At 45.7% G+C, this 23,418-nt stretch carries 27 protein-coding genes and 2 pseudogenes; 17 read left to right on the forward strand and 12 right to left on the reverse strand.

The window, feature by feature from the left end:
* Positions 1 to 89 precede the first annotated feature (89 nt).
* The 11 genes from ACQ86K_RS00825 to ACQ86K_RS00875 all read right to left on the reverse strand — a co-directional run bounded on the left by ACQ86K_RS00825 (position 90) and on the right by ACQ86K_RS00875 (position 5,958).
* Complete coding sequence (locus ACQ86K_RS00825; protein WP_431199566.1) at positions 90 to 902, reverse strand: PRTRC system ThiF family protein; 813 nt, start codon at positions 900 to 902, stop codon at positions 90 to 92.
* Positions 899 to 1,648, reverse strand: a complete 750-nt coding sequence (locus ACQ86K_RS00830; RefSeq protein WP_431199567.1) for a hypothetical protein — start codon at positions 1,646 to 1,648, stop codon at positions 899 to 901. Before ACQ86K_RS00830 ends, ACQ86K_RS00825 begins: the two co-directional genes overlap by 4 nt.
* The gene (locus ACQ86K_RS00835; RefSeq protein ID WP_431199568.1) at positions 1,623 to 2,282 is read right to left on the reverse strand and encodes a hypothetical protein; all 660 of its coding nucleotides are present in this window, start codon (positions 2,280 to 2,282) and stop codon (positions 1,623 to 1,625) included. Before ACQ86K_RS00835 ends, ACQ86K_RS00830 begins: the two co-directional genes overlap by 26 nt.
* A gap of 337 nt (positions 2,283 to 2,619) precedes the next feature.
* Positions 2,620 to 2,796, reverse strand: a complete 177-nt coding sequence (locus ACQ86K_RS00840; RefSeq protein ID WP_431199569.1) for a hypothetical protein — start codon at positions 2,794 to 2,796, stop codon at positions 2,620 to 2,622.
* 2 nt (positions 2,797 to 2,798) lie between these two features.
* Positions 2,799 to 3,014, reverse strand: a complete 216-nt coding sequence (locus tag ACQ86K_RS00845; protein ID WP_431199570.1) for a PRTRC system protein C — start codon at positions 3,012 to 3,014, stop codon at positions 2,799 to 2,801.
* A gap of 8 nt (positions 3,015 to 3,022) precedes the next feature.
* The gene (locus ACQ86K_RS00850; protein ID WP_431199571.1) at positions 3,023 to 3,622 is read right to left on the reverse strand and encodes a PRTRC system protein E; all 600 of its coding nucleotides are present in this window, start codon (positions 3,620 to 3,622) and stop codon (positions 3,023 to 3,025) included.
* A gap of 11 nt (positions 3,623 to 3,633) precedes the next feature.
* The gene (locus ACQ86K_RS00855) at positions 3,634 to 3,846 is read right to left on the reverse strand and encodes a hypothetical protein (protein ID WP_431199572.1); all 213 of its coding nucleotides are present in this window, start codon (positions 3,844 to 3,846) and stop codon (positions 3,634 to 3,636) included.
* A gap of 3 nt (positions 3,847 to 3,849) precedes the next feature.
* A complete protein-coding gene (locus ACQ86K_RS00860; protein WP_431199573.1) occupies positions 3,850 to 4,101 on the reverse strand; it encodes a hypothetical protein in 252 nt (83 codons plus the stop codon).
* 2 nt (positions 4,102 to 4,103) lie between these two features.
* The gene (locus ACQ86K_RS00865; protein ID WP_431199574.1) at positions 4,104 to 4,460 is read right to left on the reverse strand and encodes a hypothetical protein; all 357 of its coding nucleotides are present in this window, start codon (positions 4,458 to 4,460) and stop codon (positions 4,104 to 4,106) included.
* A 73-nt stretch (positions 4,461 to 4,533) separates the two neighbouring features.
* Positions 4,534 to 5,601 carry a DUF932 domain-containing protein gene (locus tag ACQ86K_RS00870; RefSeq protein WP_431199575.1) on the reverse strand — a complete coding sequence of 356 codons (1,068 nt, stop codon included), beginning with the start codon at positions 5,599 to 5,601 and terminating at the stop codon, positions 4,534 to 4,536.
* Between the two features lie 45 nt (positions 5,602 to 5,646).
* Complete coding sequence (locus ACQ86K_RS00875) at positions 5,647 to 5,958, reverse strand: single-stranded DNA-binding protein (RefSeq protein WP_431199576.1); 312 nt, start codon at positions 5,956 to 5,958, stop codon at positions 5,647 to 5,649.
* A 750-nt stretch (positions 5,959 to 6,708) separates the two neighbouring features.
* Between ACQ86K_RS00875 and ACQ86K_RS00880 the strand changes: the two genes are divergently transcribed.
* Positions 6,709 to 7,305, forward strand: a complete 597-nt coding sequence (locus ACQ86K_RS00880) for an SEFIR domain-containing protein (protein ID WP_431199577.1) — start codon at positions 6,709 to 6,711, stop codon at positions 7,303 to 7,305.
* A gap of 11 nt (positions 7,306 to 7,316) precedes the next feature.
* On the forward strand, positions 7,317 to 7,985 hold the full coding sequence (locus ACQ86K_RS00885; protein ID WP_431199578.1) for a hypothetical protein: 669 nt from the start codon (positions 7,317 to 7,319) through the stop codon (positions 7,983 to 7,985).
* Here ACQ86K_RS00885 and ACQ86K_RS00890 read toward each other — a convergent pair.
* A complete protein-coding gene (locus ACQ86K_RS00890) occupies positions 7,982 to 8,431 on the reverse strand; it encodes an MgtC/SapB family protein (RefSeq protein WP_431199579.1) in 450 nt (149 codons plus the stop codon). The two genes, ACQ86K_RS00885 and ACQ86K_RS00890, sit on opposite strands and share 4 nt — an antisense overlap.
* A gap of 181 nt (positions 8,432 to 8,612) precedes the next feature.
* Here ACQ86K_RS00890 and ACQ86K_RS00895 point away from each other — a divergent pair, with 181 nt between their 5' ends.
* The 15 genes and pseudogenes from ACQ86K_RS00895 to ACQ86K_RS00965 all read left to right on the forward strand — a co-directional run bounded on the left by ACQ86K_RS00895 (position 8,613) and on the right by ACQ86K_RS00965 (position 23,385).
* Positions 8,613 to 8,900 (forward strand): DUF6660 family protein, encoded by a 288-nt coding sequence (locus ACQ86K_RS00895; protein WP_431200767.1) that lies wholly within the window; start codon positions 8,613 to 8,615, stop codon positions 8,898 to 8,900.
* Between the two features lie 283 nt (positions 8,901 to 9,183).
* Positions 9,184 to 13,570, forward strand: a pseudogene (locus ACQ86K_RS00900) (CusA/CzcA family heavy metal efflux RND transporter).
* Positions 13,571 to 13,578: 8 nt separating this feature from the next.
* Complete coding sequence (locus ACQ86K_RS00905; protein WP_431199580.1) at positions 13,579 to 14,775, forward strand: efflux RND transporter periplasmic adaptor subunit; 1,197 nt, start codon at positions 13,579 to 13,581, stop codon at positions 14,773 to 14,775.
* A 13-nt stretch (positions 14,776 to 14,788) separates the two neighbouring features.
* A complete protein-coding gene (locus ACQ86K_RS00910) occupies positions 14,789 to 14,977 on the forward strand; it encodes a hypothetical protein (RefSeq protein WP_431199581.1) in 189 nt (62 codons plus the stop codon).
* Between the two features lie 179 nt (positions 14,978 to 15,156).
* Positions 15,157 to 17,653 (forward strand): annotated as a pseudogene (locus tag ACQ86K_RS00915) (heavy metal translocating P-type ATPase).
* On the forward strand, positions 17,647 to 18,228 hold the full coding sequence (locus ACQ86K_RS00920; protein ID WP_431199582.1) for an NRAMP family divalent metal transporter: 582 nt from the start codon (positions 17,647 to 17,649) through the stop codon (positions 18,226 to 18,228). The pseudogene ACQ86K_RS00915 and the gene ACQ86K_RS00920 overlap by 7 nt, the downstream one beginning before the upstream one ends.
* Entirely contained in the window at positions 18,165 to 18,905 is a 741-nt protein-coding gene (locus ACQ86K_RS00925) for a hypothetical protein (RefSeq protein WP_431199583.1), read from the forward strand. The genes ACQ86K_RS00920 and ACQ86K_RS00925 overlap by 64 nt, the downstream gene beginning before the upstream one ends.
* A 23-nt stretch (positions 18,906 to 18,928) precedes the next feature.
* Positions 18,929 to 19,333, forward strand: a complete 405-nt coding sequence (locus tag ACQ86K_RS00930) for a hypothetical protein (RefSeq protein WP_431199584.1) — start codon at positions 18,929 to 18,931, stop codon at positions 19,331 to 19,333.
* An 11-nt stretch (positions 19,334 to 19,344) separates the two neighbouring features.
* Positions 19,345 to 20,076 carry a ZIP family metal transporter gene (locus ACQ86K_RS00935; protein ID WP_431199585.1) on the forward strand — a complete coding sequence of 244 codons (732 nt, stop codon included), beginning with the start codon at positions 19,345 to 19,347 and terminating at the stop codon, positions 20,074 to 20,076.
* Between the two features lie 9 nt (positions 20,077 to 20,085).
* A complete protein-coding gene (locus ACQ86K_RS00940; RefSeq protein ID WP_431199586.1) occupies positions 20,086 to 20,265 on the forward strand; it encodes a hypothetical protein in 180 nt (59 codons plus the stop codon).
* Between the two features lie 2 nt (positions 20,266 to 20,267).
* Complete coding sequence (locus ACQ86K_RS00945; protein ID WP_431199587.1) at positions 20,268 to 20,876, forward strand: hypothetical protein; 609 nt, start codon at positions 20,268 to 20,270, stop codon at positions 20,874 to 20,876.
* Positions 20,873 to 22,219 carry an RIP metalloprotease RseP gene (gene rseP / locus ACQ86K_RS00950; protein ID WP_431199588.1) on the forward strand — a complete coding sequence of 449 codons (1,347 nt, stop codon included), beginning with the start codon at positions 20,873 to 20,875 and terminating at the stop codon, positions 22,217 to 22,219. The genes ACQ86K_RS00945 and rseP overlap by 4 nt, the downstream gene beginning before the upstream one ends.
* Positions 22,216 to 22,512 carry a hypothetical protein gene (locus tag ACQ86K_RS00955; RefSeq protein WP_431199589.1) on the forward strand — a complete coding sequence of 99 codons (297 nt, stop codon included), beginning with the start codon at positions 22,216 to 22,218 and terminating at the stop codon, positions 22,510 to 22,512. The genes rseP and ACQ86K_RS00955 overlap by 4 nt, the downstream gene beginning before the upstream one ends.
* A complete protein-coding gene (locus ACQ86K_RS00960; protein ID WP_431199590.1) occupies positions 22,479 to 22,844 on the forward strand; it encodes a hypothetical protein in 366 nt (121 codons plus the stop codon). The genes ACQ86K_RS00955 and ACQ86K_RS00960 overlap by 34 nt, the downstream gene beginning before the upstream one ends.
* Complete coding sequence (locus ACQ86K_RS00965) at positions 22,825 to 23,385, forward strand: hypothetical protein (RefSeq protein WP_431199591.1); 561 nt, start codon at positions 22,825 to 22,827, stop codon at positions 23,383 to 23,385. Before ACQ86K_RS00960 ends, ACQ86K_RS00965 begins: the two co-directional genes overlap by 20 nt.
* The last annotated feature ends 33 nt before the right edge of the window (positions 23,386 to 23,418 follow it).

A 23,418-nucleotide genomic window follows, 5' to 3' on the forward strand; every position in this document is an offset into this window, starting at 1 on the left:
GATCACCAATAATCACAGCGAAAGCACGGGGCGAAAACGGGGCGGGCGCATGCCCGCCCGCCGGAGATTCCGGCGGGGTAAAATAGCAATCAGGCTACTTTTAACGGCTGTGTCCTAAAATCTGCAAGGTTTAAGAAAAAACCTCTGTTGAATAGAATACCCTCACGGAACATTTGCCATAACAAGGAAGCCCCACAGTTCGCTAATGCTGAATTGATAAACAAATCCTGTTTGCTTAATGCTTCGGCTAAACTGCAACTTGGCGTTTCGTCCGCATCTTCGGAAGCCTCCAATAAATCTTTGTATTCCTCGGTCACTAAAGGCAACACTTCAACAGGCCGATACTGTTCCGAAGCGGGTTGTTTGATTTTTTCGAGGGTCGATAAAATCACCTGCCCGCTCGAACGGCTATTGCCGAAATCCAGCCAGTATTTAACACGGTTACGACCGCCATACTGATTAATGAGGTGTTGCAGAATTTCGGCAATCTCATAACGGGCGGCTACGGTGTCCACGCAGGAAATGGTAATGATTGCGCTTGCCAAATCCTTATCTTTTAACGAAGCCTTGTCATAACGCACAGTTTCGGCTTTCCAGTTTGTCCCAAAAAAACGATTGATGCGGTTGATTAACGCTACCGCTTTGTATTGCCCAAGTTCGGCGGTGGTAAACAACTGCCTGCCGAGGTTGGCGGTATCTACTATATCATTATCAAATACCCTAACAAAGATACCTGCATGACCTAAAGCGGTCAACGCATGGTTCATGCGTGCAAGGGCGGTTAATAGCTGCCCACCTGTGCCACCTGCACCAATTAAGTTGATGGTAACAGGATTATAAGGCTGTAACAATTCCTTTTGGACAATATGTACAGCAGGTTTATTTACTTTTTGCTTTTTCATCGGATGATTTGTTTAAGGGTTAAATGATTATTCAGCAGTTCCGCTTGCGGAAACGGTTCGGTTGAACCTGCGAGGGAACGCCACAAATCGGTCGTATTAGTTTTAGTGCTGTTGTTGCCACTGATGGAATGGCTGAAATTGCTATTGAAAAAGTACCGTTCCCATGTGTCCATAAAATCCTCTAAACAGGTGGATTTGCCGATATTGATCTGCACCGTACCCATACACACCTGACCACTTCCATAAATGTTTAGATAGGGGGCGTGGCAAAGTTTAGTATGCTCATTGGGTTTGCTTTTGCCCTTTACTCCATAAACATGCAAGGTATCGGCATTGGCTTTCCAAAGCATCGCAGGTATATGGTATTTCCCCGATGGAATATTTAATCCATCAATAAAAAACAGGTTTACTGCCTGTGGCGGGGTGTACCAAACAGCAAAACCGTTAGCTTGCTGATTGACATACAAAACTTTGTTAGGTAATAAACCCTTACTTTTTAAGTAGGTGTCCTGCAATTCCTGTGAGGTCTGCAAAAGGGTATGTAAAGCGGTCATTTCCTTTAAGGTAAAAGGATGCGCATTTATGGGGCGACCATTTTTTCCAATGTCGTAGCTTTCCACATAAATCTGCGTTTCCTGTTCTTTGCGCTGAAACTGGTTAATTTCCTGTTCCTCGTTGTGTCGGTATATCAGCAGGGCTTTAAAAGGTTCAAAGCCACTGTTAAACTGTTGCGTGATGTTCTTCATGGTCGTATTGGTCTAATAAATCCCTTAATCTTTCAATCAAGCCAAAAAGCCGTGTTTCAAAATCAAAATCCACTTTTTGCGGGTCGGGTAGCGTATCAAAAAAGTGTACGGCGGTAGGTTCATCCTGTACAGGTCTTTCCTGAAAACTGCAATTAATCATTTCCATTAATTCATCCTGAAAACAATCCCTGTCACTCCAATAAAAATGGATGTATTCTTCAACCCTGATACGTTCTTCCTCGTCAGGGTAAACCAAATCGGGGTGGATACCATCTGAAATTGAACGCTTGGGGTATTGGTGGTAAAGCTGTAAAAACTCAATGGCTAATAGTGCCCATTCCAATTCATGTTTATCCTGATGTTGGTAATTCATTACTACATTTTCCATCCTTTCCAACCATACGGGATTTTTAATAATGGGCATGATGTGACCACCTGCCCGCCGCATTTCATAAAGTGTATCTTCCTGATGTTGATGCCACGCTTTTTCTTCTTCGTCCGTGTTGCCCTCGTCCTCCGCATCATGTATCCATTGCTCCAAAGTATCGTACTGGTAATCCATAAAAGTGCCGCTTTCCGCATAAAATGGAATATCTACGACTTGGTGCAGATAAGCAAACAGGACGGTCACCAATTCAGTAATTCGTTCCTGTCCCGCTGTTTGTGACCAATTCCAATATGCCCTGACTGGAATGTAAAACAGGCAATGGCTTAAATCAAAAGTCTTGACAACGGATAACACAGCCTTTTTTCCTTATCCTGTAATATCTGACAATGAAAATTCCGGTCGATGGCGCTCACCTGATTGGCTATTTCCTGCCAAGTGCTGTAAATGTTTTGCGGAAACTGCAGGTCAGTTTGCGGTACGGCTAATTGGTAATGAGCGCAGAGATTGGCAAGGGAGTAAAAATACTCCCTTGCTATCCTATCCCTGTTCCCGCTGAATGCCCAAAACGGTTTAAAGCTATGGTTCAAAAAACCATTTCCGTTAGCCCTGCGGGTGCGCTTCGTAAAGGGTTGCGCCTTACCTCGTCGGCATCGGGCAGACGGTCTAACCTGACCGCCAGTTCTCCGAACAATTGCTGTATTTTCCATTGGTTACTCTCGGTATTGATTTTAATCACTCGGTTCTTTATGTTCTTTTTCATGGTTATCCTTTCGTTCCCATCGTGCTTTCAAATCGGTAAACAGCTTCATCATTGATGATATCAGGCCCGATAATTTTGGCGTTGGTCAACACGGGGTATGTACCTGCAAAAAAGTTTTGTACATCGGTAATGGTAAAATTGTCGTTGGGGTCGGATAACCTTAATTCCTGCCCGTTTTCCTTGTGCAGAAATACCCTCGGTAATATCAGTGTTTTCATGGCGGTGCTTAGTCTTTAAATTGGTTCGCTAATTTGTCGTAAATCTCTTTGCCTGCTTCAATTTCCTTGCGCCTGCTATCTATCAGTTCCGCTTTATCGGCGTAATCGGCAGGGTCAGGTAATTGCGCTAATGCTTCGGCATACTTCATCTGTTTAGCCAGTTCCTTAGATTTTTCCATTGCATCATCAAAAAATCGCTTTTTCTCCGCTTTGGCTTCGGTGTCGTCAACCTGCGGACTGAATAAATTTTGTTCGTCGTCCTTGTCGTCCTCGGGTTCAGTAGCACCCCCTTTGGCTGTTTTATCTTTATCGTGCTTGCCGTTCTTTTTGGCTTTTTCCAGTTCCTTTTGGTAAGTTTTCAAATTGTTAATGATGCCAACAGTTTGTTTAACAGGCTGTGCGAACTGCCCAAAAAATCCCTCGTCCAGTTCGGTAGCTGTTCCTTTGAATAGCATGGGTGGCAGGCTGTTCCCTGCGGTTGCGGTAATGTTTCCTTTTTTCAATACTGCTGAAACGGTTATCACTCCTGTTTCATCGTGGTGGATATTTAAAAGCAGGTTTCCATTGATTTGCAATCCTGCTATCTGTTCAAAAAAGTTCGTTTTCATGGTTCTTGATTTTAAAGTGTTTTAAATAAAATGTAGTTGCCGTTGCGGGTTCGGGCGGTAAATCCGTTACTTTCAATGATGCCCTTTATCAGGTTCTCGGCCTGCCTTGCTTCTTCGGCATCTACCGCACTCATATTCAAGAGTGCAGTTTGGTCAAAGAATTTGAGGGTTTTACCCAAAATGCGCAGGGCTTTTCTTTCGGTCTTATTGGCTAATATGCTCATGGCTTATAGTTTTAAATGGTTAATGCCTGCGACAGCCAGTAAAAACAAACCTGCCAATCCGCACAGGTTAGCGGCTATCATTAAAATCAGTTCGATAGTGGTAGTGACCACAAAACGGCGGTAACTGCTGAATGTCTGTAATCCTGCAATCCCCCTGCGGTTGAACCTGCGCCGGCCGATACAATAGCGGATAAACAGGCAAATTGCAATCAGCAATAATCCACAGGGAATGGTGTAGCTGTGATGTGTTTTCATAATCAGGTAAATAAAAGTTCAACGGCAGGTTTAAATTTCGGGTCGGTCTGCTTTTCCAGTTTGACGTAAAGGTTGAGTGCGTGGCGGGTAAAAATCGCCAAATGCCCATCGAATAACTGGTCAGCGAACACGTTGGGCGACCTGTATAAATCCTTGGGATATTTAGCCATAATGGCCTGTACCCTTTCAGCCAGTTCAAACCACATTTCTACATTTAAAAAACCGTTATCCCATTCCTTGCGGATATGCTCTTGGTCATTTAATACCGTTTCTGTTAATTCATTCAGATAACCCAAAAATTCAGGGATTTCCTCTCTTAGTAAACTGTGCAAAAGCCTTGCTTTCGCTACGTTATTCATCAGCGTTAAAGGTTGCATATAACCATTTTAAGGGTGAGTAAAAAGCAGGGGAATTGCTCCCCTGCACCGTTCATTAATTCAGGGTTAGCGCTTCCGCTCCATTTTTTGCGAACTGTCCGCAAAGGTCAAAAGCTACCTGTCCCCGTTGTTTGGCTGTGCCATCCATGATGGACTTGAATTTGGCATCGCCATCCTTGAAGTTGCGCACGTTTTGGTAGTAGCCTGTAATCGCATTATATGCGCCGAACAATGTCCCTGCGGTCGTTTCCATTTGTTGGGTCGGGTCACCCATTGCATAGGCGTAGGCGTTATCTACAATGTTGGTGTAGGTAGTAGATAGCTTATCCACCAAACCCAATTCCAGATTGGTGATTACTTCCTTATTTGGTGCCATTGCTACCTGTATCAATTTTTTCACCTGCGTATCTGTGATGCGTACCTTTGTCCAATGATTAAACAGTTCCTCTAATTCTTCGGCCATTACATGGGAAATGCCCATTAAAGTGTGCGCCTGTTTCAGGCGGTCATTAGCCGAAGCGGTATGACGTATTTTGATACCGCCGGAATGGTTACGCATGGCAGCGTTCAGGGTATTATTACAAACGATACGGGTTGGTGTAAAAGCTGCGGTAATACTACCAAAACCATCATGCGAGGTGGTCAGGAATAAATACTGCTCAATTAAATCCTGTTTACCTACTTTAATATAATCGGGCAGTTTGGCGGTAATAAATATGCGCTCACCCTTACCCAATGCGCCTGCGGTTTCGTACTTGATACCGCTTTCGCCACCTACGATAGCATCAAAGAATTGGAATGCATCGGCATTTTGTACGACTTCGTAGTCTTTGCCAACCACACCCAAAACCGAATTGTTATCGGTACGAACGGTAGCAAAAAAGTTAGGTACATCAATTTTAGGAAATGCGATACTTTCGGCCATTTCATTCAGTTCATTGGGCAGGGAGTTGGTGAACAAGGGGCGTTTTTCAACGGAATAATCTAACCCTGCGTAGCGTATCGCTTCCGCACTGGTCGGGTAATCTTCCACGATCTGCCCTAACCCGTGCCATGCTTTTTCCTTTACACTGAAAAAACTAACTTTCTCTGTTTGCTCGTTATAAAAAAGATTGTGTGCCATTTTCTTAAATTTTAAAGGTTAAATACTTTGTTAACTTGGGTTAGGTTAATTAGCCGATTTGGTCAGCATTTGGATTTGCTCGGTACGAAACCGCAGGCTTGCCATTGGCTCACCGTCACGGCTTACCCACGGTTCGGCGGTCATAAATCCCGATAGCTGAACCAACATGCCTTTAGTTAAATAGGGTGCGATACCCTCCCCACGCCAGTAGGTGCAATCCACAAAGGCGGTTTCTTCCTTGCGTTCGCCTTTAGATTGATAGGTGCGGTTAACCGCCACCCTGAAACCTGTTACTTTTTTGTCCTCGTTGACTGCTCTCACGGTAGCATCTGCTACCAATCTTCCTGTGATTTCCATGACTTTTTTAATTAAGTGCGTTAAACATTCTGTTATGGCCATTCGGCGGAAAACCTCATTTGGCCTTTGATAGAGGCAGAAAATTTGCGCGGGGGGCTGGCATGCAAGGCTGACATAGAAAAAATACTACCCGGAGCGCAGCGGAGGTGTGGAGATTTTTTCGGTCACGAAGCCTGGCCTTGCTTGCCGAAGAGGTATAAATTTGCCTCAGCAAAGGCTAAATGAAGACTCTTAAAAATGTCGGGAAAGGCTATCCCTGGAAAGATCTTTCGTGTAACGCGGGGAGGCCCGGATCTTTATACAGGTAAAAGCAGACCGCCCTGCCGGCTACAATTGCCGGCCGAGGCGTCCGAAGGATCATAGCCTGCTTTTACCTGTACCTTCAGGAATATTTGTATCGTCATTCGAAAAAGCGGGGGCGGAATTGATCAATCAAAAAATGCAAGCAAAAGACAAATGCAGCTTGACCCGGCAAAGCGTGGTCAACCAGTGCAGGCTTAAATTGCTTTTTAAGGGATTTCGGGTTCGCAGTTTGCAGCAAAGCGAAAATGGCGAAGCACCCGGTCAATGATCGCAGCGGCATCCTTTGAAAAAGATATAGCGTAGCGCATGGCCCAAAGGGGACCGAATAATAGATAATGGAATAAGTAATGTGGAAATTAAAAATGGAGCTACCAGATTTAGTTCTTTAAATTAGCCTTTCAGAAGTTGTTTTTATCGCTTCTAAAGAACCTGATTGATTAAATGACCATGACCAGAGATAATATTAAAAATAGGGAAGATTATATCAATTATATCCTGTTGCAACTTTATCCAAAATTACATCCTATAAAGTTCGGCGATTTCTTTTTGGAATTAATGCCGGATGGTGGACTGGATAGTTTTCGTGACCTTTTAGATGGACTGACAGAAAGCGGATTGCTTAACCGAATTTCTCAAACCGGCCCGCCCATAGCTTCATTACCTGGAAGAAATGAACTTGATCTGCGATACAGCATCAGCGTTAAAGGAATACAACATTTAAAAGATGAAGGACTGATCGGCTCATCAAAAAAACAAGCTTTACCAGTCGTTAGCGAATTGACAGAAAAAGAAGTATTTGTTACCTACAGCTGGGATAGCCAGGAGCATAATGAAAAAGTTATTTCATTTACTGATTTTCTTCGCGATGAGGGATTTAATGCCGAGATGGACATTATGCATTCACAAGCGCAATCAGCCCTTGATTTCACCAAAATGATGCACCAGATCATGACAGATTATAAAAAGGTGATTGTCGTGTTGTCAAAAGGTTATAAGCAAAAAGCAGAAGCCTTTAAGGGGGCGTTGGAAATGAGTATAATCTGATCTTAAAGGACATGGATGCTCATCCTAATAAATATATCCTGATCTCGTTTGATGGCATTCATGATGATATTTTCCCACTGTTCTTTAAAGGACGCCAGGTTATCGACCTGTCTGACCGATCTCGCCTCAATGAACTTTTTGCCAAATTAAAAGATGAACAGGTGATTAAATTTTCACCAGTAGGTGTCAGGAAGCCTGAAGTGGCCCAAAAGGAAATCGCGAAGTTTTCCATAGCGGAGAAAAACCTGGAGATACTGGGCTTGGTTAGTCATGTCAATAACAGCAGCCAATTCGCGCAGCAATACACGAATATTGAATTTGATCTTTCGCTTGAATTTAAAAATCCAACTGATGGGGTTTTTGCTGATTATAGTATCGAAGTCCACTACCCGGTTAATTCGACCGGATTTGATGTGACCGGAAGGATCGATGGCGAACATAAAATTGTCACCTATGATAACCCGCCTAAAATTTTTGCCGGACAAACGCGGACTTATAAACTGGAATCATTGATTATCAGGGACAGCAATGTACATAAGGTACTGAACACAACGCTGAAAGTAAAAGTATATACAGAGAAAGGCACCATCGAAAAGGATTTTCCCTTAACAGGCACCTTGATGGTAAAGAATAATTATGGACAACAACATATCCTGACAGCGGAGATGTTTCGGATTTAATCCGCTTCTTTTTCAGCAATGCGTTTTTTCCAGTTCACATACCAGCGCTGGTGGTGTAGGGAAAGAAGGAAGTATAAAAGAGCAGCTGTACCAACAGCGATCAGAAATTCATTCAGGCCGAGCGTTACGCCAACGGCGGCAGTACACCAGGTTGTTGCGGCCGTGGTCAGGCCTTGGGACCCTTTGCCGGCCGGATCGCGGGAAATAATACCGGCACCGAGAAAACCTATGCCTACTACAATGTTGGCCACAATACGGGATGCCGCTGCGGTATCCCCTAAGTGAGCAGCGATGGAAGTGAATATCGCTGCACCAACGCAAACCGCAGCGTAGGTGCGTATGCCCGCATCCCGCCCGTGTTTTTCGCGGTCATAACCGATGATCGCCCCGAGGATGGCCGCTAATAATATCTTACCTAAAATGATCAGTTCCGCCTGGTAGCTCATGTTGAATTGTTAAAAGTTGTTAAAACTGTAACAAGGGATATAAGGTAAAGTCTTATAAACAAACCGTATAAATCGTTGTTACGTATCTGGTTATGATAAAAGTCAAACTTATTAATTATAATTTTAAATAGTGATTTAATATCTTTGCAGCGAAATGAAATGGATGTGCTTCATATTGGCGATGTTTTTCCTGACTCTGGACTTAGAGCCATGTAAGGATACCGTTGGTCGTGCGCCCAATTCTTTCATTTCCTCCATTTTTACCAAGCAGCACCAATCCAAACCAACTCAGGATCAGTGCCCGCCGATGTGCCATTGCAATTGCTGCAATATGCAGGTAGTCATCCATAGCAAGATGGTCTTTAAACCAGTTATGGTTACCTACACCTCCATTAAAGTCTATATGATCCCTGAAAAGCCGGTTACCCGACCAGCTAATATTTGGCAACCGCCCAAGCTAAACGCATAAACTTTCCGAGTTCGCCGCTTGCGTCGTAGCCGACGCGCCTTTGCGGCAAGTTTATTATTTCATGTTTTACTTGTACCGGTATGGCAACAAACAGGTTAACACCTGCTAAGCGTACCTCTGTAACTCAAAAAAGAAAAAGAAGAAGAAAAAGTCCCACAGGCCGCTATGGATGCGTATCATCCGTATCATAGGCCTGACCATCATCACCATTTTCATGTTATTGGCGATGATCGGGATCATACAGAGGTACTGTCATATCTTATCCAAGCATTAGATTAAGTTTATGCTGAATAAGATCATTCATTTTTCCATCAACAATAAATTGGTGATCGGGATCTTCACGCTCGGGCTTATCGCCTGGGGGATCTGGTCACTCAAAAAATTACCCATAGATGCCGTTCCTGACATTACGAATAATCAGGTTCAGGTCATCACGCTGAGCCCTTCGCTGGCAACACAGGAAGTCGAAAGGCTCATTTCTTATCCGGTCGAACAGACCATGGCTACTATTCCCGAAATCGAACAAGTGCGTTCCATTTCGCGCTTTGGCTTGTCTGTAGTGACCATCGTATTCCACGATGATGTGGATATTTACTGGGCACGGCAGCAGGTGAACGAAAAGCTGTCGGAAGCCAAGAACAATATTCCAGCCGGATTAGGGAATCCCGAAATCTCACCGATCTCCACCGGTTTGGGCGAGATCTATCAATATGTTATTCATGCCAAGCCCGGTTATGAGACCAAATACAACGCGCGTGAATTACGCAGTGTGCAGGACTGGATCGTCCGCCGCCAGTTGTTAGGAACACCGGGCATCGCCGAGGTGAATAGTTTCGGAGGTCTGTTGAAACAATATGAGATCGCCCTGGACCCTGATAAATTGCGCAGTTTTAACCTGGGCATTAATAATGTATTTGATGCGCTGGCCCAAAACAATCAAAATACAGGTGGCGCTTACATCGATAAAAAACCCAACGCCTACTTTATCCGCAGTGAAGGTCTGGTGGGTTCGACCGATGATATCGGTAAGATCGTAGTTAAAAATAATACAGACGGCACACCCGTATTAATAAGGGATATCGCTACCGTTAATATCGGCAACTCTATCCGTTACGGTGCATTGACCCGCGCCTCTAAAGAGAACAGCGGCGAGGCTGTCGGTGGTATCGTGATGATGCTCAAAGGTGCTAACGCCAATAATGTGGTAACAGCGGTAAAAGAGAAAATAGCCCGCATCAACAAAACCTTACCTGAAGGGGTGGTCGTAGAACCGTTCCTTGACCGGAGTGCGTTAGTTAGCCGTGCCATTGGCACCGTTGAAAAAACCTGATCGAAGGCGCGCTTATTGTGATCTTCGTTCTGGTCGTATTCCTGGGCAATTTCCGTGCAGGTTTAGTGGTCGCCTCCGTGATCCCGTTGGCCATGCTTTTTGCCATCTGTATGATGAACCTTTTCGGTGTTTCCGGCAACTTAATGAGCCTGGGCGCTATCGACTTTGGTTTGATCGTTGATGGGGCGGTGATCATCGTTGAAGCCACCATGCATCTTTTATACGCCAAACAACGAGCCAAGGCTTACACTCAGGAGGAAATGGATGGACAGGTGGAAACCTCGGCAGTGCGCATGATGAGTGCTGCGGCTTTTGGACAGATCATCATCCTGATCGTGTACTTCCCGATCCTGGCACTGGTAGGTATTGAAGGCAAGATGTTCCGGCCGATGGCTGAAACCGTAGCCTTCGCCATTATCGGCGCATTCCTGTTATCGCTGACCTATGTGCCAATGGTCTCTTCCTTGTTTCTGAGTAAAAAGCCGAAGAACGGCAAAAATATATCAGACAAAATGATGGATGCCATTCACAAACGTTATGAGCCATTGATCATTGGTGCGCTGAACCATCGTTTGAAGATCATCATTGTTTCTGTGGTTTTACTGGTTGCTGCGGTATTCACTTTTACCCGTATGGGCGGGGAATTTATCCCGACACTGGAAGAAGGGGATTTTGCAGTAGAAACCCGCTTGCTTACCGGCAGTTCACTTTCCCAGACTATCGATAAGGTTAACCAGGCCTCACAGATACTGGTTAAAAAATTCCCTGAAGTTAAAGAGGTGATCGGTAAGATCGGTGCCGCCGAGATACCAACGGACCCTATGCCGATGGATGCCTGCGACCTCACCGTGATCCTGAAAGATAAAAAAGAATGGACCACGACACATGACCGTGAAGAATTGGCGAACCTGATGGCTAAGGAACTGGAAAATGTACCGGGTGTGACCTTTGGTTTTTCCCAACCTATCCAATTACGTTCTAACGAGCTAATTTCAGGTGTACGCCAGGATATCGGTATCAAGATATTTGGTGATGACCTGCAAACGCTGGCCGACCTTTCGCAGAAAGTGGGCAAGATCGTTAGTAGTGTTTCCGGTGCCAAAGATCTGTATATCGAGCAAGCCACCGGCCTGCCGCAGATCGTGGTTAAGATCGACCGCGATAAAGTTGCTCAATATGGTTTAAGCGTAGCTACGGTCAATACGGCCATCAACGCGGCTTTCGCCGGGCAATCGGCCGGTTTAGTTTACGAAGGTGAGCGCCGTTATGATATGGTTGTTCGCTTATCAGATCAAAACCGCCAGGGTATCGATGACGTGAAGAACCTGTATGTGACCGCACCTAATGGGAACCAGGTGCCGCTGGAACAATTAGCCAGTGTGGAGTTCCAGGTTGGCCCTAACCAGATACAGCGTGAAGATACCAAGCGTCGTATTGTGGTTGGCCTGAATGTGCGCGGGCGTGATATTCAGTCCGTAGTTACCGAGATACAAGCCAAGATCAATCAGCAGATCAAAATGCCGGCGGGTTATTATGTAACCTATGGCGGACAATTTGAGAATCTGAAAGAAGCAACTGCCCGCTTGTCCGTGGCTGTACCAGTAGCCTTGCTGCTTATACTGTTATTACTGTATTTCTCTTTTGGTTCGATCAAACAATCCGTCCTGATATTTTCTGCTATTCCGATGGCAGCTATCGGAGGTGTTTTCGCCTTGCTATTAAGAGGAATGCCATTCAGTATTTCAGCAGGTGTTGGCTTTATTGCCTTGTTCGGGGTAGCCGTGTTAAACGGTATCGTATTGATCACCGAGTTCAACCGTTTGAAAAAAGGCGGATTGACCGACCTGAAGAAAATTGTATTGGAAGGAACCGCCGAAAGGTTACGCCCGGTGTTGATGACCGCAACGGTAGCCTCTTTAGGCTTTATGCCGATGGCGATATCATCAGCGGCAGGTGCCGAAGTACAGAAACCGCTGGCAACGGTGGTGATCGGCGGTTTGCTGACCTCCACGATATTAACCTTAATTGTATTACCCGTGTTATATACTTATTTTGAAAAGTCGCGCAGTGACCGCAAAGGCGGTAAGGCGGCTAAAGTGATCGCTACCTTGTTGTTGTTCCTGGGATTCGGGTTATCATCCGCTAAAGCACAGACCCGTGTAACACCGGGCGGTCCTATCAGCCTGGATCAGGCGGTGAATACGGCACTGACCAATAATTTCGGCGTGCGTTCCTCCCAGTTACAGATCAATCAGCAAACAGCCCTAAAAGGGAGCGCTTTCGACCTGGGAAAAACCAATGTGAATTTGCAGTACGGTCAGTTTAACAGTATCAAAAGGGATAATCAGATCAATATCCAGCAGAGCATTCCTTTCCCCGGCTTATTTAAAAGCCAGCGCCAGGTCTTTGAAGCGCAAGAAAAAATGCACAGATAGGGCTGACTTTAACCCAGTCACAATTGCGTTACCAGGTAAGGCAGGCTTATGGACAGTTATCCTATTTTACGGCTTTAAGTGATCTTTACCTGCGGCAGGATTCGATTTACAACGAATTCTATCGTGCAGCTTCGGTACGCTACAAAGCCGGTGCAAGTAACCTGCTGGAAAAAACAACGGCGGAAACGCAGCTAAATGAGATCCGCAATCAAACGACCCGCAATAATGGTGATATCGCTGCGGCAAGTGCTGAACTACAGCGCTTGATGAACACCACCGATTCAGTAACCCTGAACCATGGCGCATTGAAAAAAGCGGTAGCAGAATTTAAGCACCTGGATAGTGCTATCAATCAGAACCCGCAACTGGCCTACCAGCGTCAGCAGATCATTTTGGCCGATCGCAATATTGATCTGGAGAAGGCTAAATCAGGACCCGATTTTACGATCGGTTATTTTAACCAGTCCATTATGGGTATTCAGAATGTAAATGGTGTTGACCGGAATTTTACCGGGGCAAACCGCTTCCAGGGTGTACAGGCTGGGGTTTCCATTCCACTGTTTTTCAAACCTTATGCGGCGCGTGTAAAATCAGCCCGTATTCAAAAGGAGGTTTCGCAGACACAGCTGCAATTGTATGAGAAAAACTTATCCAGTCAATATGAGCAGGCCTATCACCAATTATTAAAAAACGACCGCTCAGTGTCTTATTATGAAACAAGTGCCTTACCAAATGCTAACCTAATTCTTAAACAGGCGCAAATCGCTTTTAGAAATGGAGAGATCAGCTATGTGGAATTTGTCCAGGCCTTAAAAACCGCCTCGGATATCCGCCTGGCCTATTTACAGGCACTTAATCAATATAATCAATCTGTTTACGACTTGCAATACCTGACCGGTTTATAATTAAAGAAATGAAAAAACAAATCATAAAATTTACAGGGCTAATGATGATCGCTTCACTGGCCCTAACGCTCGGCAGCTGCGGCGGCGGTAAAATAGAAACCCCCGCCCAGGCTGATACGACCAAGAAGAAAGAAGAAAGTAATGTCGCCGAGATCAGCGAGGCGCAATACAATACGCTCGGCGTTAAGCTGGAAAATGTCAGCCCGAAAGCATTGAGCGGCGTGTTAAAAGTGAACGGCTTTATCGATGTGCCTCCGCAGGACCTGGTTAGTATCAGTACGCAAATGGGCGGTATCGTTAAATCTATTCCGGTGCTGCAAGGCTCTGTCGTAAGTAAAGGTCAGGTGATCGCGGTTTTAGAGAACCAGGACTATGTACAATTACAGCAGGATTACCTGGATAGCAAAAGCCAGCATGACCTCAATTCGGAAGAATACAAACGTCAGCAAACCTTGGCGTCACAAAATGTCACCGCTACCAAAGTTTTACAGCAGGCCAAGGCTAACTACGAAAGTTCGATGGCAAGAGAAGCCGCTTTACGTCAGCGCTTGAAACTGATCAATATCGACCCTTCAAAATTAACGCCAAGTGCGATTCGCAGTACAGTTAATATTTATGCACCCATCGGTGGCTATGTGACCAAGGTGAATACCAATGTGGGCAAATTCGTTAACCCGAATGATATTATGCTGGAGATCGTGAACAGCAATAATCTGCATGTGGAGCTGAATGTATTTGAACGCGATGCGGAAAAGGTGAAGCCAGGTCAGAATGTCCGGTTCACGCTAACCAATGATTCAACCGAGCGCCGGGCCATCGTATCGCTGGTGGGCAAAGAGATCAATGCCGATAAGACCATTCGTATCCATAGCATCGCTAAGGGCAGTGTTAACTTCCTGCCAGGCACCTATGTAAAGGCCTTTATTGAAACCGGCAAAAGTGAAACCCCGGCTTTGCCTGAATCGGCTATCGTCAATTTCGAGGGTAAACAATATGTATTTTTAATGTCAGGTACTGATACCGAAAAGCGAAAAGATGGCGACACCAAAGTTTATCGCTTTAAAATGGCAGAGGTTACTACCGGTGTAAACGAAGGAGGTTATATCGGTGTTGAATTACCGGCATCTATTCCGGCGAACAGCCAGATTGTTACCAAGGGCGCATATGACCTTTTGAGCAAATTAAAAAACAGTGAAGAAGAATAAAATCCAGTAAACCATGAAAAAACAGGAAAGCAAAAACGCAGCGTCCCATAAAGGGCACAAGCACGAACATCCAAGGGTGGATATTAGCCGCCCGGAAGATAAAGAGGAAAAAAAGGTCACGATCCTAATGAAGAGGGGCATGAACACGAAGAAGGTCACGACCACGAGCATAGCGGTATTTTCGGAAAGAATACCGAGCTGATCTTTGCAATCCTCTGTGGCATTGCGCTGGGTGCAGGCTGGGGCTTGCATTTTGTCAAATCACTTCCGGAGTGGGCCAGTCTTTCCTGTTATATCATCGCTTATTTCTTCGGCGGGTATTTCACGGCAAAAGAAGCCGTGGAAACCGTCCTGAAGGGTGGATTTGAGATCGACTTCCTGATGTTGGTAGCGGCTATCGGTGCGGCTATTTTAGGGTCATGGCTGGAAGGGGCGCTATTGTTATTCCTGTTCAGTCTCGGCCATTCACTGGAACATTATGCCATGGGCAAAGCCCGCAAGTCTATTGAAGCGCTAACCAGTTTAGCGCCGCCAACTGCCCACGTCATCCGTGACGGTAAACAAACTGAAGTACGAATTGAGGAACTGAAATTAGGTGAGGTCATCGTTATCAAACCTAATAGTAAGATACCCGCTGATGGCGTAGTGGTTAAAGGTGAAGGCAGCGTCAACCAGGCACCGATAACGGGCGAAAGCGTTCCGGTGGATAAGCGGCCAGTTGCTGATAGCGAAAAAGATTACAGCGCTGAAAAATCCATCAAAGCTGAACACCGGGTATTTGCCGGCACCATCAATGGTGGCTCGGCACTGGAAGTGAAGGTGATCCGCGAGGCCAAAGATTCCACCATCAGCCGTTTGGTGAAAATGGTTAATGAAGCGGAGAAACAAAAATCGCCGACCCAATTATTCACCGATAAGTTCGAGAAATATTTTGTTCCTGCCGTCCTGGTGTTGGTGACCGCTTTATGCTTTGCCTTCCTGGTGATCGATGAGCCATTTAGCAAAAGCTTTTACCGGGCCATGTCGGTGCTGGTTGCTGCCAGTCCCTGCGCTTTAGCGATCAGCACACCCAGTGCCGTTTTGAGTGGTGTAGCTCGCGCAGCCCGTGGTGGCGTACTGATCAAAGGTGGCCGTCCATTGGAAGACCTGGGCGAATTGCAAGCCATTGCATTTGATAAAACAGGCACCTTGACCGAAGGTAAACCCAAGCTGACACAGGTCATCCCTTTTGAAGGCACGACAGAAGAGGAATTATTGGAAACTGCTATAGCCGTTGAAAAATTGAGTGACCACCCATTAGCGGAAGCTATTGTGGTTGGTGGTATGGAAAGGTTAAAGAAAAACCACAAAATACCGGAAGCGAGTAGTGTTAAAGGCATCGTAGGTAAAGGCGTTCAGGCCAAGGTCGGAAGCCATGAAGTGTTGATCGGTAATCTGGCCCTTTTCGGTAAAACGCTTCCTGATGAATTAAAAAAACAGGTGGAAGAACTGGAAAAAGGCGGTAACACTTCCATGATGGTGAAATCAGGAAAAGACTTCCTGGGTATCATCGCCCTGATGGATACACCGCGAAAAGAAGCTAAAAGTGTGATCAGCCAGTTAAAAGAACTGGGCATTAAAAAAATGGTGATGCTCACTGGTGATAACCAACAAGTGGCAGATGCTGTGGCTAAAGAAGTTGGCGTGACCGAAGCCTGGGGAAACCTGATGCCGGAAGATAAAGTAGCGGCCGTTCAGAAACTGGATAAGTCGGAGAAAAAAGTAGCGATGGTAGGCGATGGCGTAAATGATGCACCCGCCATGGCAAAAAGTACGGTTGGTATCGCGATGGGCGCTGCCGGTTCGGATGTCGCTTTGGAAACCGCTGATATCGCTTTAATGGGAGATCAATTGGAAAGCCTGCCCTTTGCTATCGGCCTGAGCCGAAAATCAAGGGGCATTATTAAACAAAACCTGTGCATCAGCCTGGGTATGGTGGCAGTATTGATCCCACTAACCATTTTAGGAATAGCCTCAATCGGCCCGGCGGTTGTCGCACACGAGGGTTCAACCCTTTTAGTGGTATTCAACGCGCTTCGCCTGCTGGCTTACGACAGTGGCCACCATAATGCTGCAAAAGCTAACAAGAAAAAGATGCTTAAAAAGGTAAAGAAGTTTTTGGGGGCGCTGGGGCCTGGTATCGTGACCGGAGCAAGCGATGATGACCCGTCAGGTATTGCCACCTATTCGCAGGCCGGAGCCAAATATGGCTTAACGACCTTATGGACAGTAGTAATCACCTTTCCCTTAATGGCAGCCATTCAGGAAATGTGTGCCAGGATAGGGCTAATCACCTCGGCGGGCTTGACCACGACACTGAAAGCCCACTATGGCAAACCTGTATTGTACCTGATGGTGATCTTCAGCGTTCCGGCGATCATCCTGAACATTGGGGCGGATATCGCTGCTATGGGTGCGGTGGCCAACCTGCTTATTCCATCGGTGCCTGCCATTTACTTCAGCATTCTTTTTACGGGATTATTACTGTTTTTTATCGTTTACCTGCCCTACCAAAAGTCTCGTCGCCGTATTAAAATACCTGTGCCTGACCTTGCTGCTTTATATCGCCGTACCCTTCTTTACGAAGCCTGACTGGTGGCGGGTGCTGAAGCAGACCGTGGTACCAACGTTCCGGATGGACAAAGATTTTATCGGTGTGCTGGTCGCGATATTAGGTACGACCATTTCGCCTTATCTATTTTTCTGGCAGACCGCCATGGAAGCCGAAGATGTAAAAACGGTAAAGCGGCAACTGATCATCAATAAACGCCGGCTGACATTGAGCGATGATTTCCCGGACAATGGGGAAAAAGAGAGCGAAAATTATTGGGTATGCTGATCCAAAAAATGAGCATCGATGTGAACCTGGGAATGTTCTTATCCAATCTCATCATGTTCTTCACCATTCTTGCTACGGGCACTGCCCTTTATTCACATGGCGTTAGGAATATTGATACCGTTGAACAGGCAGCCAAAGCACTGGAACCAGTGGCGGGACGGTTATCCTACCTGCTTTTTGCAGTTGGCATTATTGGTACGGGTTTTCTGGCCATACCTGTATTGAGTGGTTCGCTTTCCTATATCGTTACGGAAACTTTCGGGCTGAAAGGCAGCCTGGATAAAAAATTCCACCAGGCAAAAGCGTTTTATGTCATTCTGATCATTTCTGTACTGCTCGGTTTAGCGATCAATTACTTCGGCATCAACCCGGTGGATGCCTTGCTTTACACAGCCATTTTGTATGGGGTGACCTGCCCGGTGATCATCGGTATCGTATTGCATATCGCCAATAATAAAAAGATCATGGGAGAATACACGAATAAGACATTATCCAATGTGTTAGGTGGTCTTTGTTTGCTGGTGATGACAGCGGGTGCGGTTTTTTTGGTTTACCTCGAATTTTTCAGCAAATGAAATGGAGCAAATATAATTCAAGAACCTTTCAGATCGTTTGCTGGTCAACATCGGTGGCCATGGTATGCTTTCTGATCGCCGTTTGTTTTACCGTTTTCCATGTGAATTTAAGCCAAACCAATAGCTGGCTGGAGGGCGCTATTCAACAGATCAGGTGGCCGCAATTGAGAAATATAGCACCGCATCTGGTCAATGCTCCGTTTTGGATTCCCTATTGGTGCGCCATAATTCTACTATTCCTTTATAAAGAGCGGGTTCGGTTCATGTTCTGGTTAAACCGCTTTTCGATGTTCGGTCTTTTATTAACTGCCGCTTTGTTTGTACTGAACCAGGCTGCACGTTGGCTATGGCCGGAGTTATGCGGACGTTCTGTAAATTTTTTGCATCCGCAGCCTTATGAGGGTTGTCAGCTGTTTTTTGTAAGTGGTGCGGTCGTAGCCGGTATGTGCCTGCTTTCTTTGCTTTGTTTGCGCAAACGTCATTGGATGGTGAAAGTTATGCTGATCATTTGCTGCGTAAGTCTAAATCTGGCCGCGCTTTTACAGGGAAAATCCTTCCCGCTTCAATTATTGGTCGCTATTGCAATTGCATCCATTGCCGCCTCAATTGCCTATGTCCGGGTGGCATTGGCCAGCCAGGAAAGATTCCCAGAGTTATATAAATACATTAAACCATGAGGCAATTTGTAAGATAATCAGTTATGAAAACGAATACTTATAAGGCAAGTTATCTGATCATTGCCATCAACCTGTTTATCAATATCATTGGGATATCAGCGGCAGTGACATTTGCATTTGTCAAAAGCATATTTATTATCAATGCTTTTACTTACTGCTTGCTACTCTATGTAATTTATTGTTACCGGCAGACGGCCTTACAGGAAACACGTGAAAGACTGGAGGATTTGCTTGAATTACAGCAAGGCAGCCTGAAACGTAAGGATTTATCAAATTATTCTGAGAAAAACATCAATTTTCTGTTGCTTCAGTATGCGGCTATGATGGAAAATGTATTGGATCATCAGTCACAGTCCGGAATTGCACCCGATCCTAAATTAAAGCAACAGGTGGACACTTTGAACGTGTATTTAAAGGCACTCATTTAATCCTAAAAATTATGACCCAGTTTGAAAAAGAGATCCTTTTTACGCTTATACCGGTAATGTTATTGCTTGCTGGTGGTACCCTGGCTATTTTTCGCAATGCCAGCAGCGCATTCAAAAGCATGACCCTGCACTTCGCAGCCGGAGTTGTCTTTTCGGTCGTGGCGGTTGAATTACTGCCGGACATGATCAAGATACACGACCCGGTCATGATCGTGATCGGCTTTATTGTCGGCATTGCCGCTATGCTCATTGTCAAACAGGTCACGGAAAAAATAGAAGCAACCGAAGAAAATTCAGCAGTTAAAGGGACACTACCCTGGGCGGCTTTGGCAGCGGTTGGCATTGACCTTTTGATCGACGGCATTTTATTAGGTATCGGGTTTGCCGCCGGTCAAAAAGAAGGCACCTTACTGGCCTTCGCCTTAGCGCTGGAATGCTTTTCATTAGGCATTGCCGTGGTGACCACGATCAGATCAGGCACCCAAAGTAAGCCGAAACTTTATCAGGTATTGGTCGGCCTTGGGCTGGTATTCCTGATCGGTGCGGTTGCCGGGCTTTTCCTGCTTCATAATGCGCCTGAAAAACTCATGGAGTTCATTTTATCATTTGGAGCTGCCGCACTGCTATATCTTGTGACTGAAGAATTATTGGTAGAAGCACATGAGGAAAAGGATTCACCGGTTTATACAGCCTTATTCTTTGCTGGCTTCCTGATCTTTTTGGTGCTGGGCATCATTTTATAAAAAATACCTATGGAAACAAATCAATCAAATAACCAACAAACGCCACTAAAAGACCTGGAGCCTGAAGTAAAAGCCAAGGCCCTGGAGATCGAACCGCAGTTAAAGGACAGCGATATTCCTGAAGGCAGCAGCCGTCAGGAAGAGGCGGTCAAAAGGGCGCAACAGTGGTTTTTAGATATGGAGGGATAACCATGGAATTTCCATTTAAGGTTACCCAGGAAGCAGGCACCTATCAGTTTCTGCATGTAAAGGCAAGCCCGGAGCACCGGACGATCCAGGACAGTAATTTGCAATTACAAGTTTACCTGACCCTGGCCAGAAGGCTTTCTCTCGGACTTAACTGCTATGCCCTGATGGCCTATTCACCTGTCATAATGGAATTATGGCCGGATGCCGTAAAAGTCAATTACCGCTACCAATTATTGGCGGATGACTTTAATGGATTGGGTATCGACGCTGGGTTTCAACCGGCAAATGCAGGCACACCTGAAATGTTATTGGTAACACTAAAAGATCTGATGACCTTGCGTAGTATTCCGGAAGACAGCCTGGGAGAAAATTCTTCCTCGGTTTCGATCTTTCTTTTACACCAGGGAAGAGAAACATCATTAAAGACCCTTTTACAGGCGCAAATCGCTCCATTCATGGCCCGTTTCCTGCAAAAAAATGAATTGTTCATTCACCTGACCTGTGGGAAAGATCAAGGTTATTATGACGGGATGCTGCTCAGGTCCCAAACGGATATGACCATGCACATTAAGGGGGCGATACAATTGACACAAACTGCCGGACTGTTATGAATATACTGATCATGATCGTACAATTTTTGGTTGGATTAAGCCTGCTGGTGTTTATCCATGAGCTGGGTCATTTCCTGGCGGCCAAAGCATTTGGGATCAGGGTCAAAAAGTTTTATTTGTTTTTCGACACTTTCGGTAAGCGTTTATTCCGCTTTCATTATAAGGGAACGGAATTCGGCATCGGCTGGCTGCCAGCCGGAGGCTATGTACGGATGGCGGGAAGCATAGCAACCACTGATGATAGTGAACCTGATGAAGATGCCGACGTCCCTAATGTAAATCGTTATGATCATAAGCCGGTGTGGCAAAGGATGATCGTGATGTCTGCCGGTATCTTCATGAACCTCCTGTTTGCCTTGCTGGTTTACTGCGGTATGTTTTTGTATTATGGAAGAAACCAGGTTACCGTATTTGGAAAAAATGCCATCATTCTACCTGGACAACTCGGTCTGCAGGCAGGCTTGCAGCCGGGCGACGAAGTGACCTCGATCAATGCGGACTCGGCGCTCTACGAAGATGAATTGCTCAGCACGCATTTAATGCATGGCAACACCGTCCTTTCTATCGTTCGCCGTCAGGGCAAAGAAAGGGTCCACATGCATGTTGCTGTTTCTCCAAAGATCATGCAGCTGGTGGCAGATAAAGGGCTGACCCAGTTTTTCTCACTTAAAGCAGGCTTCCAGGTAGACTCCTTTTTTACCAACGTCGATCTTCGGCGCAACCAAGCCTTTAAAAAGGCACATATCATTGCTCTTAATGGCGATTCCGTGCGTTCTTACAATGATTTTATCATTAGACTTAAAGAGAATAAGCAGCGCCAGCTTTACCTGACCGTTATCCATGATGGTAAAACCAGTACCATGCTTGCCCACCGGGATAAAGACGGGCATATCGGCTTTAGTCTGGATACCAAACTGCCACTCATGAAGCCGGAGCGGGTCACCCTGGGCCAGTCCCTGTCAGCCGGTACCACTAAAGTGTGGAGCACGATCACAGACAATTCTAAGGGATTAAGTCAACTTGTTTCCGGTGAGGTGAAAGCAAAAGACGGTTTGGTTGGGCCTGTCCGTATCGCCACCTTATTCAGCGGACAATTCGAGGCGAAGCGATTTTGGGGGCTGGTGGCCCTCCTATCCACGGCTCTGGCATTGCTTAACCTCATTCCTCTTGCCCCAATGGACGGCGGCGTTATGGCTGTTCTGCTTTACGAAGCAGTTACACGCAAACTTGTTAGCCGCACATTCTGGGCCTTTTTTTACCTCGCTGGTGTCGTGGCGATCATGCTACTTTCCGGCTATGTGCTATTCAACGATATCCGTGCACTTCATCAACTCAGCTCATGAATGAACTCATCAAAAAAACCGAACATTATATAACCAGCCTGCTTACTGAAAAATTACCAGCCGGAATGGTTTACCATAACCTGGAGCATACCCGTCTGATGGTGGATGCCGTTCAGGACCTGACTACCCATATGCTCTTTAACGAATGGGAACAAGAGATACTACTTGTTGCTGCCTGGTTCCATGACAGTGGTTATTGCTACACTTATCAGGGCCACGAAGCCATTAGTATGACCCTGGCCGGAGATTTTTGCGCAGTTTGGGCAAAAAAGAACTGTTTATTAACCCGGTGAATGATTGTATCAGGGCCACTCAAATGCCGCAGGCACCACATACACATTTTCAGGCAGTGATGTGTGATGCCGATATGCGGCATTTAGCCCTCCCGGATTACGCAGCGTATTCGGAACATCTCCGCAGGGAATGGGCGAATGTATTACATAAGGAATACACTGAAAGTGATTGGACCCAGCAAAATCTGCAGTTCATGTCCACGCATACTTATTTCACAGCACATGCTACCAAGTATTGGGAACCGGAAAAACAGCGGAACATCAATCAACTAAAGATCCGCCTGTCGGATCAGGAACTAAAAGGCATTTCCAATGAAGATCAAGCAAATTAAAAGAAAGAACAGCAGATTGCTATTGACTCTGGGTTTTATCATATTATCAGGAATAGGGAGAGCTTACGGCCAAACCCTGCAGGCTACACCATCACCCGATTACCTTGAATATATCCGGAAAACGGCAGATTCAGCTTTGAAGTTACCCCCTGAAAATAAAGTCCGTACCTACTATTATCAAATCACCCGCTCCGTTTACGATCAGGCGCTACAAGTGACGCAAATGGAATTAGCCCGCCAAAGCGGAACGACAAATGCCGCTTTTGTTAAGACCATGTCGCAATTGCTTCAGAAGCTAAAAGCCGATCTATTGCTACCAACGGGTTTACAAACCGGCGCTACTATACCAGTATCATTTCTGCAAAATGTAAAAGCCGCCCTGGGCAATTTTCGAAGATATCAGCAGCCAGCAGGGATGGATCATGAAAGGCAATATCTATGGGTAATGAACCAGGTATTTGAAAATTTAAACCAGATCAATATTGGCTATCTGCAAGCCGGGCTTTCCCCAGAAGAAAAAAGCAGGTTTGGCAACGCTTGAACGTACAAAAACAGATCACCTTACAGCTAAGGT

The sequence above is a fragment of the Mucilaginibacter sp. P19 genome (assembly GCF_050632265.1).
In the GTDB taxonomy this organism is placed as follows: domain Bacteria; phylum Bacteroidota; class Bacteroidia; order Sphingobacteriales; family Sphingobacteriaceae; genus Mucilaginibacter; species Mucilaginibacter gossypii.

Coding starts and splice junctions, on each gene's coding strand:
- ACQ86K_RS00825 (WP_431199566.1), bottom strand. CDS start 902: ATGAAAAAGCAAAAAGTAAATAAACCTGCTGTACATATTGTCCAAAAG.
- ACQ86K_RS00830 (WP_431199567.1), bottom strand. CDS start 1,648: ATGAAGAACATCACGCAACAGTTTAACAGTGGCTTTGAACCTTTTAAA.
- ACQ86K_RS00840 (WP_431199569.1), bottom strand. CDS start 2,796: ATGAAAAAGAACATAAAGAACCGAGTGATTAAAATCAATACCGAGAGT.
- ACQ86K_RS00845 (WP_431199570.1), bottom strand. CDS start 3,014: ATGAAAACACTGATATTACCGAGGGTATTTCTGCACAAGGAAAACGGG.
- ACQ86K_RS00850 (WP_431199571.1), bottom strand. CDS start 3,622: ATGAAAACGAACTTTTTTGAACAGATAGCAGGATTGCAAATCAATGGA.
- ACQ86K_RS00855 (WP_431199572.1), bottom strand. CDS start 3,846: ATGAGCATATTAGCCAATAAGACCGAAAGAAAAGCCCTGCGCATTTTG.
- ACQ86K_RS00860 (WP_431199573.1), bottom strand. CDS start 4,101: ATGAAAACACATCACAGCTACACCATTCCCTGTGGATTATTGCTGATT.
- ACQ86K_RS00865 (WP_431199574.1), bottom strand. CDS start 4,460: ATGAATAACGTAGCGAAAGCAAGGCTTTTGCACAGTTTACTAAGAGAG.
- ACQ86K_RS00870 (WP_431199575.1), bottom strand. CDS start 5,601: ATGGCACACAATCTTTTTTATAACGAGCAAACAGAGAAAGTTAGTTTT.
- ACQ86K_RS00875 (WP_431199576.1), bottom strand. CDS start 5,958: ATGGAAATCACAGGAAGATTGGTAGCAGATGCTACCGTGAGAGCAGTC.
- ACQ86K_RS00880 (WP_431199577.1), top strand. CDS start 6,709: ATGACCAGAGATAATATTAAAAATAGGGAAGATTATATCAATTATATC.
- ACQ86K_RS00885 (WP_431199578.1), top strand. CDS start 7,317: ATGGATGCTCATCCTAATAAATATATCCTGATCTCGTTTGATGGCATT.
- ACQ86K_RS00890 (WP_431199579.1), bottom strand. CDS start 8,431: ATGAGCTACCAGGCGGAACTGATCATTTTAGGTAAGATATTATTAGCG.
- ACQ86K_RS00895 (WP_431200767.1), top strand. CDS start 8,613: ATGTTTTTCCTGACTCTGGACTTAGAGCCATGTAAGGATACCGTTGGT.
- ACQ86K_RS00905 (WP_431199580.1), top strand. CDS start 13,579: ATGAAAAAACAAATCATAAAATTTACAGGGCTAATGATGATCGCTTCA.
- ACQ86K_RS00910 (WP_431199581.1), top strand. CDS start 14,789: ATGAAAAAACAGGAAAGCAAAAACGCAGCGTCCCATAAAGGGCACAAG.
- ACQ86K_RS00920 (WP_431199582.1), top strand. CDS start 17,647: ATGCTGATCCAAAAAATGAGCATCGATGTGAACCTGGGAATGTTCTTA.
- ACQ86K_RS00930 (WP_431199584.1), top strand. CDS start 18,929: ATGAAAACGAATACTTATAAGGCAAGTTATCTGATCATTGCCATCAAC.
- ACQ86K_RS00935 (WP_431199585.1), top strand. CDS start 19,345: ATGACCCAGTTTGAAAAAGAGATCCTTTTTACGCTTATACCGGTAATG.
- ACQ86K_RS00940 (WP_431199586.1), top strand. CDS start 20,086: ATGGAAACAAATCAATCAAATAACCAACAAACGCCACTAAAAGACCTG.
- ACQ86K_RS00945 (WP_431199587.1), top strand. CDS start 20,268: ATGGAATTTCCATTTAAGGTTACCCAGGAAGCAGGCACCTATCAGTTT.
- rseP (WP_431199588.1), top strand. CDS start 20,873: ATGAATATACTGATCATGATCGTACAATTTTTGGTTGGATTAAGCCTG.
- ACQ86K_RS00955 (WP_431199589.1), top strand. CDS start 22,216: ATGAATGAACTCATCAAAAAAACCGAACATTATATAACCAGCCTGCTT.
- ACQ86K_RS00965 (WP_431199591.1), top strand. CDS start 22,825: ATGAAGATCAAGCAAATTAAAAGAAAGAACAGCAGATTGCTATTGACT.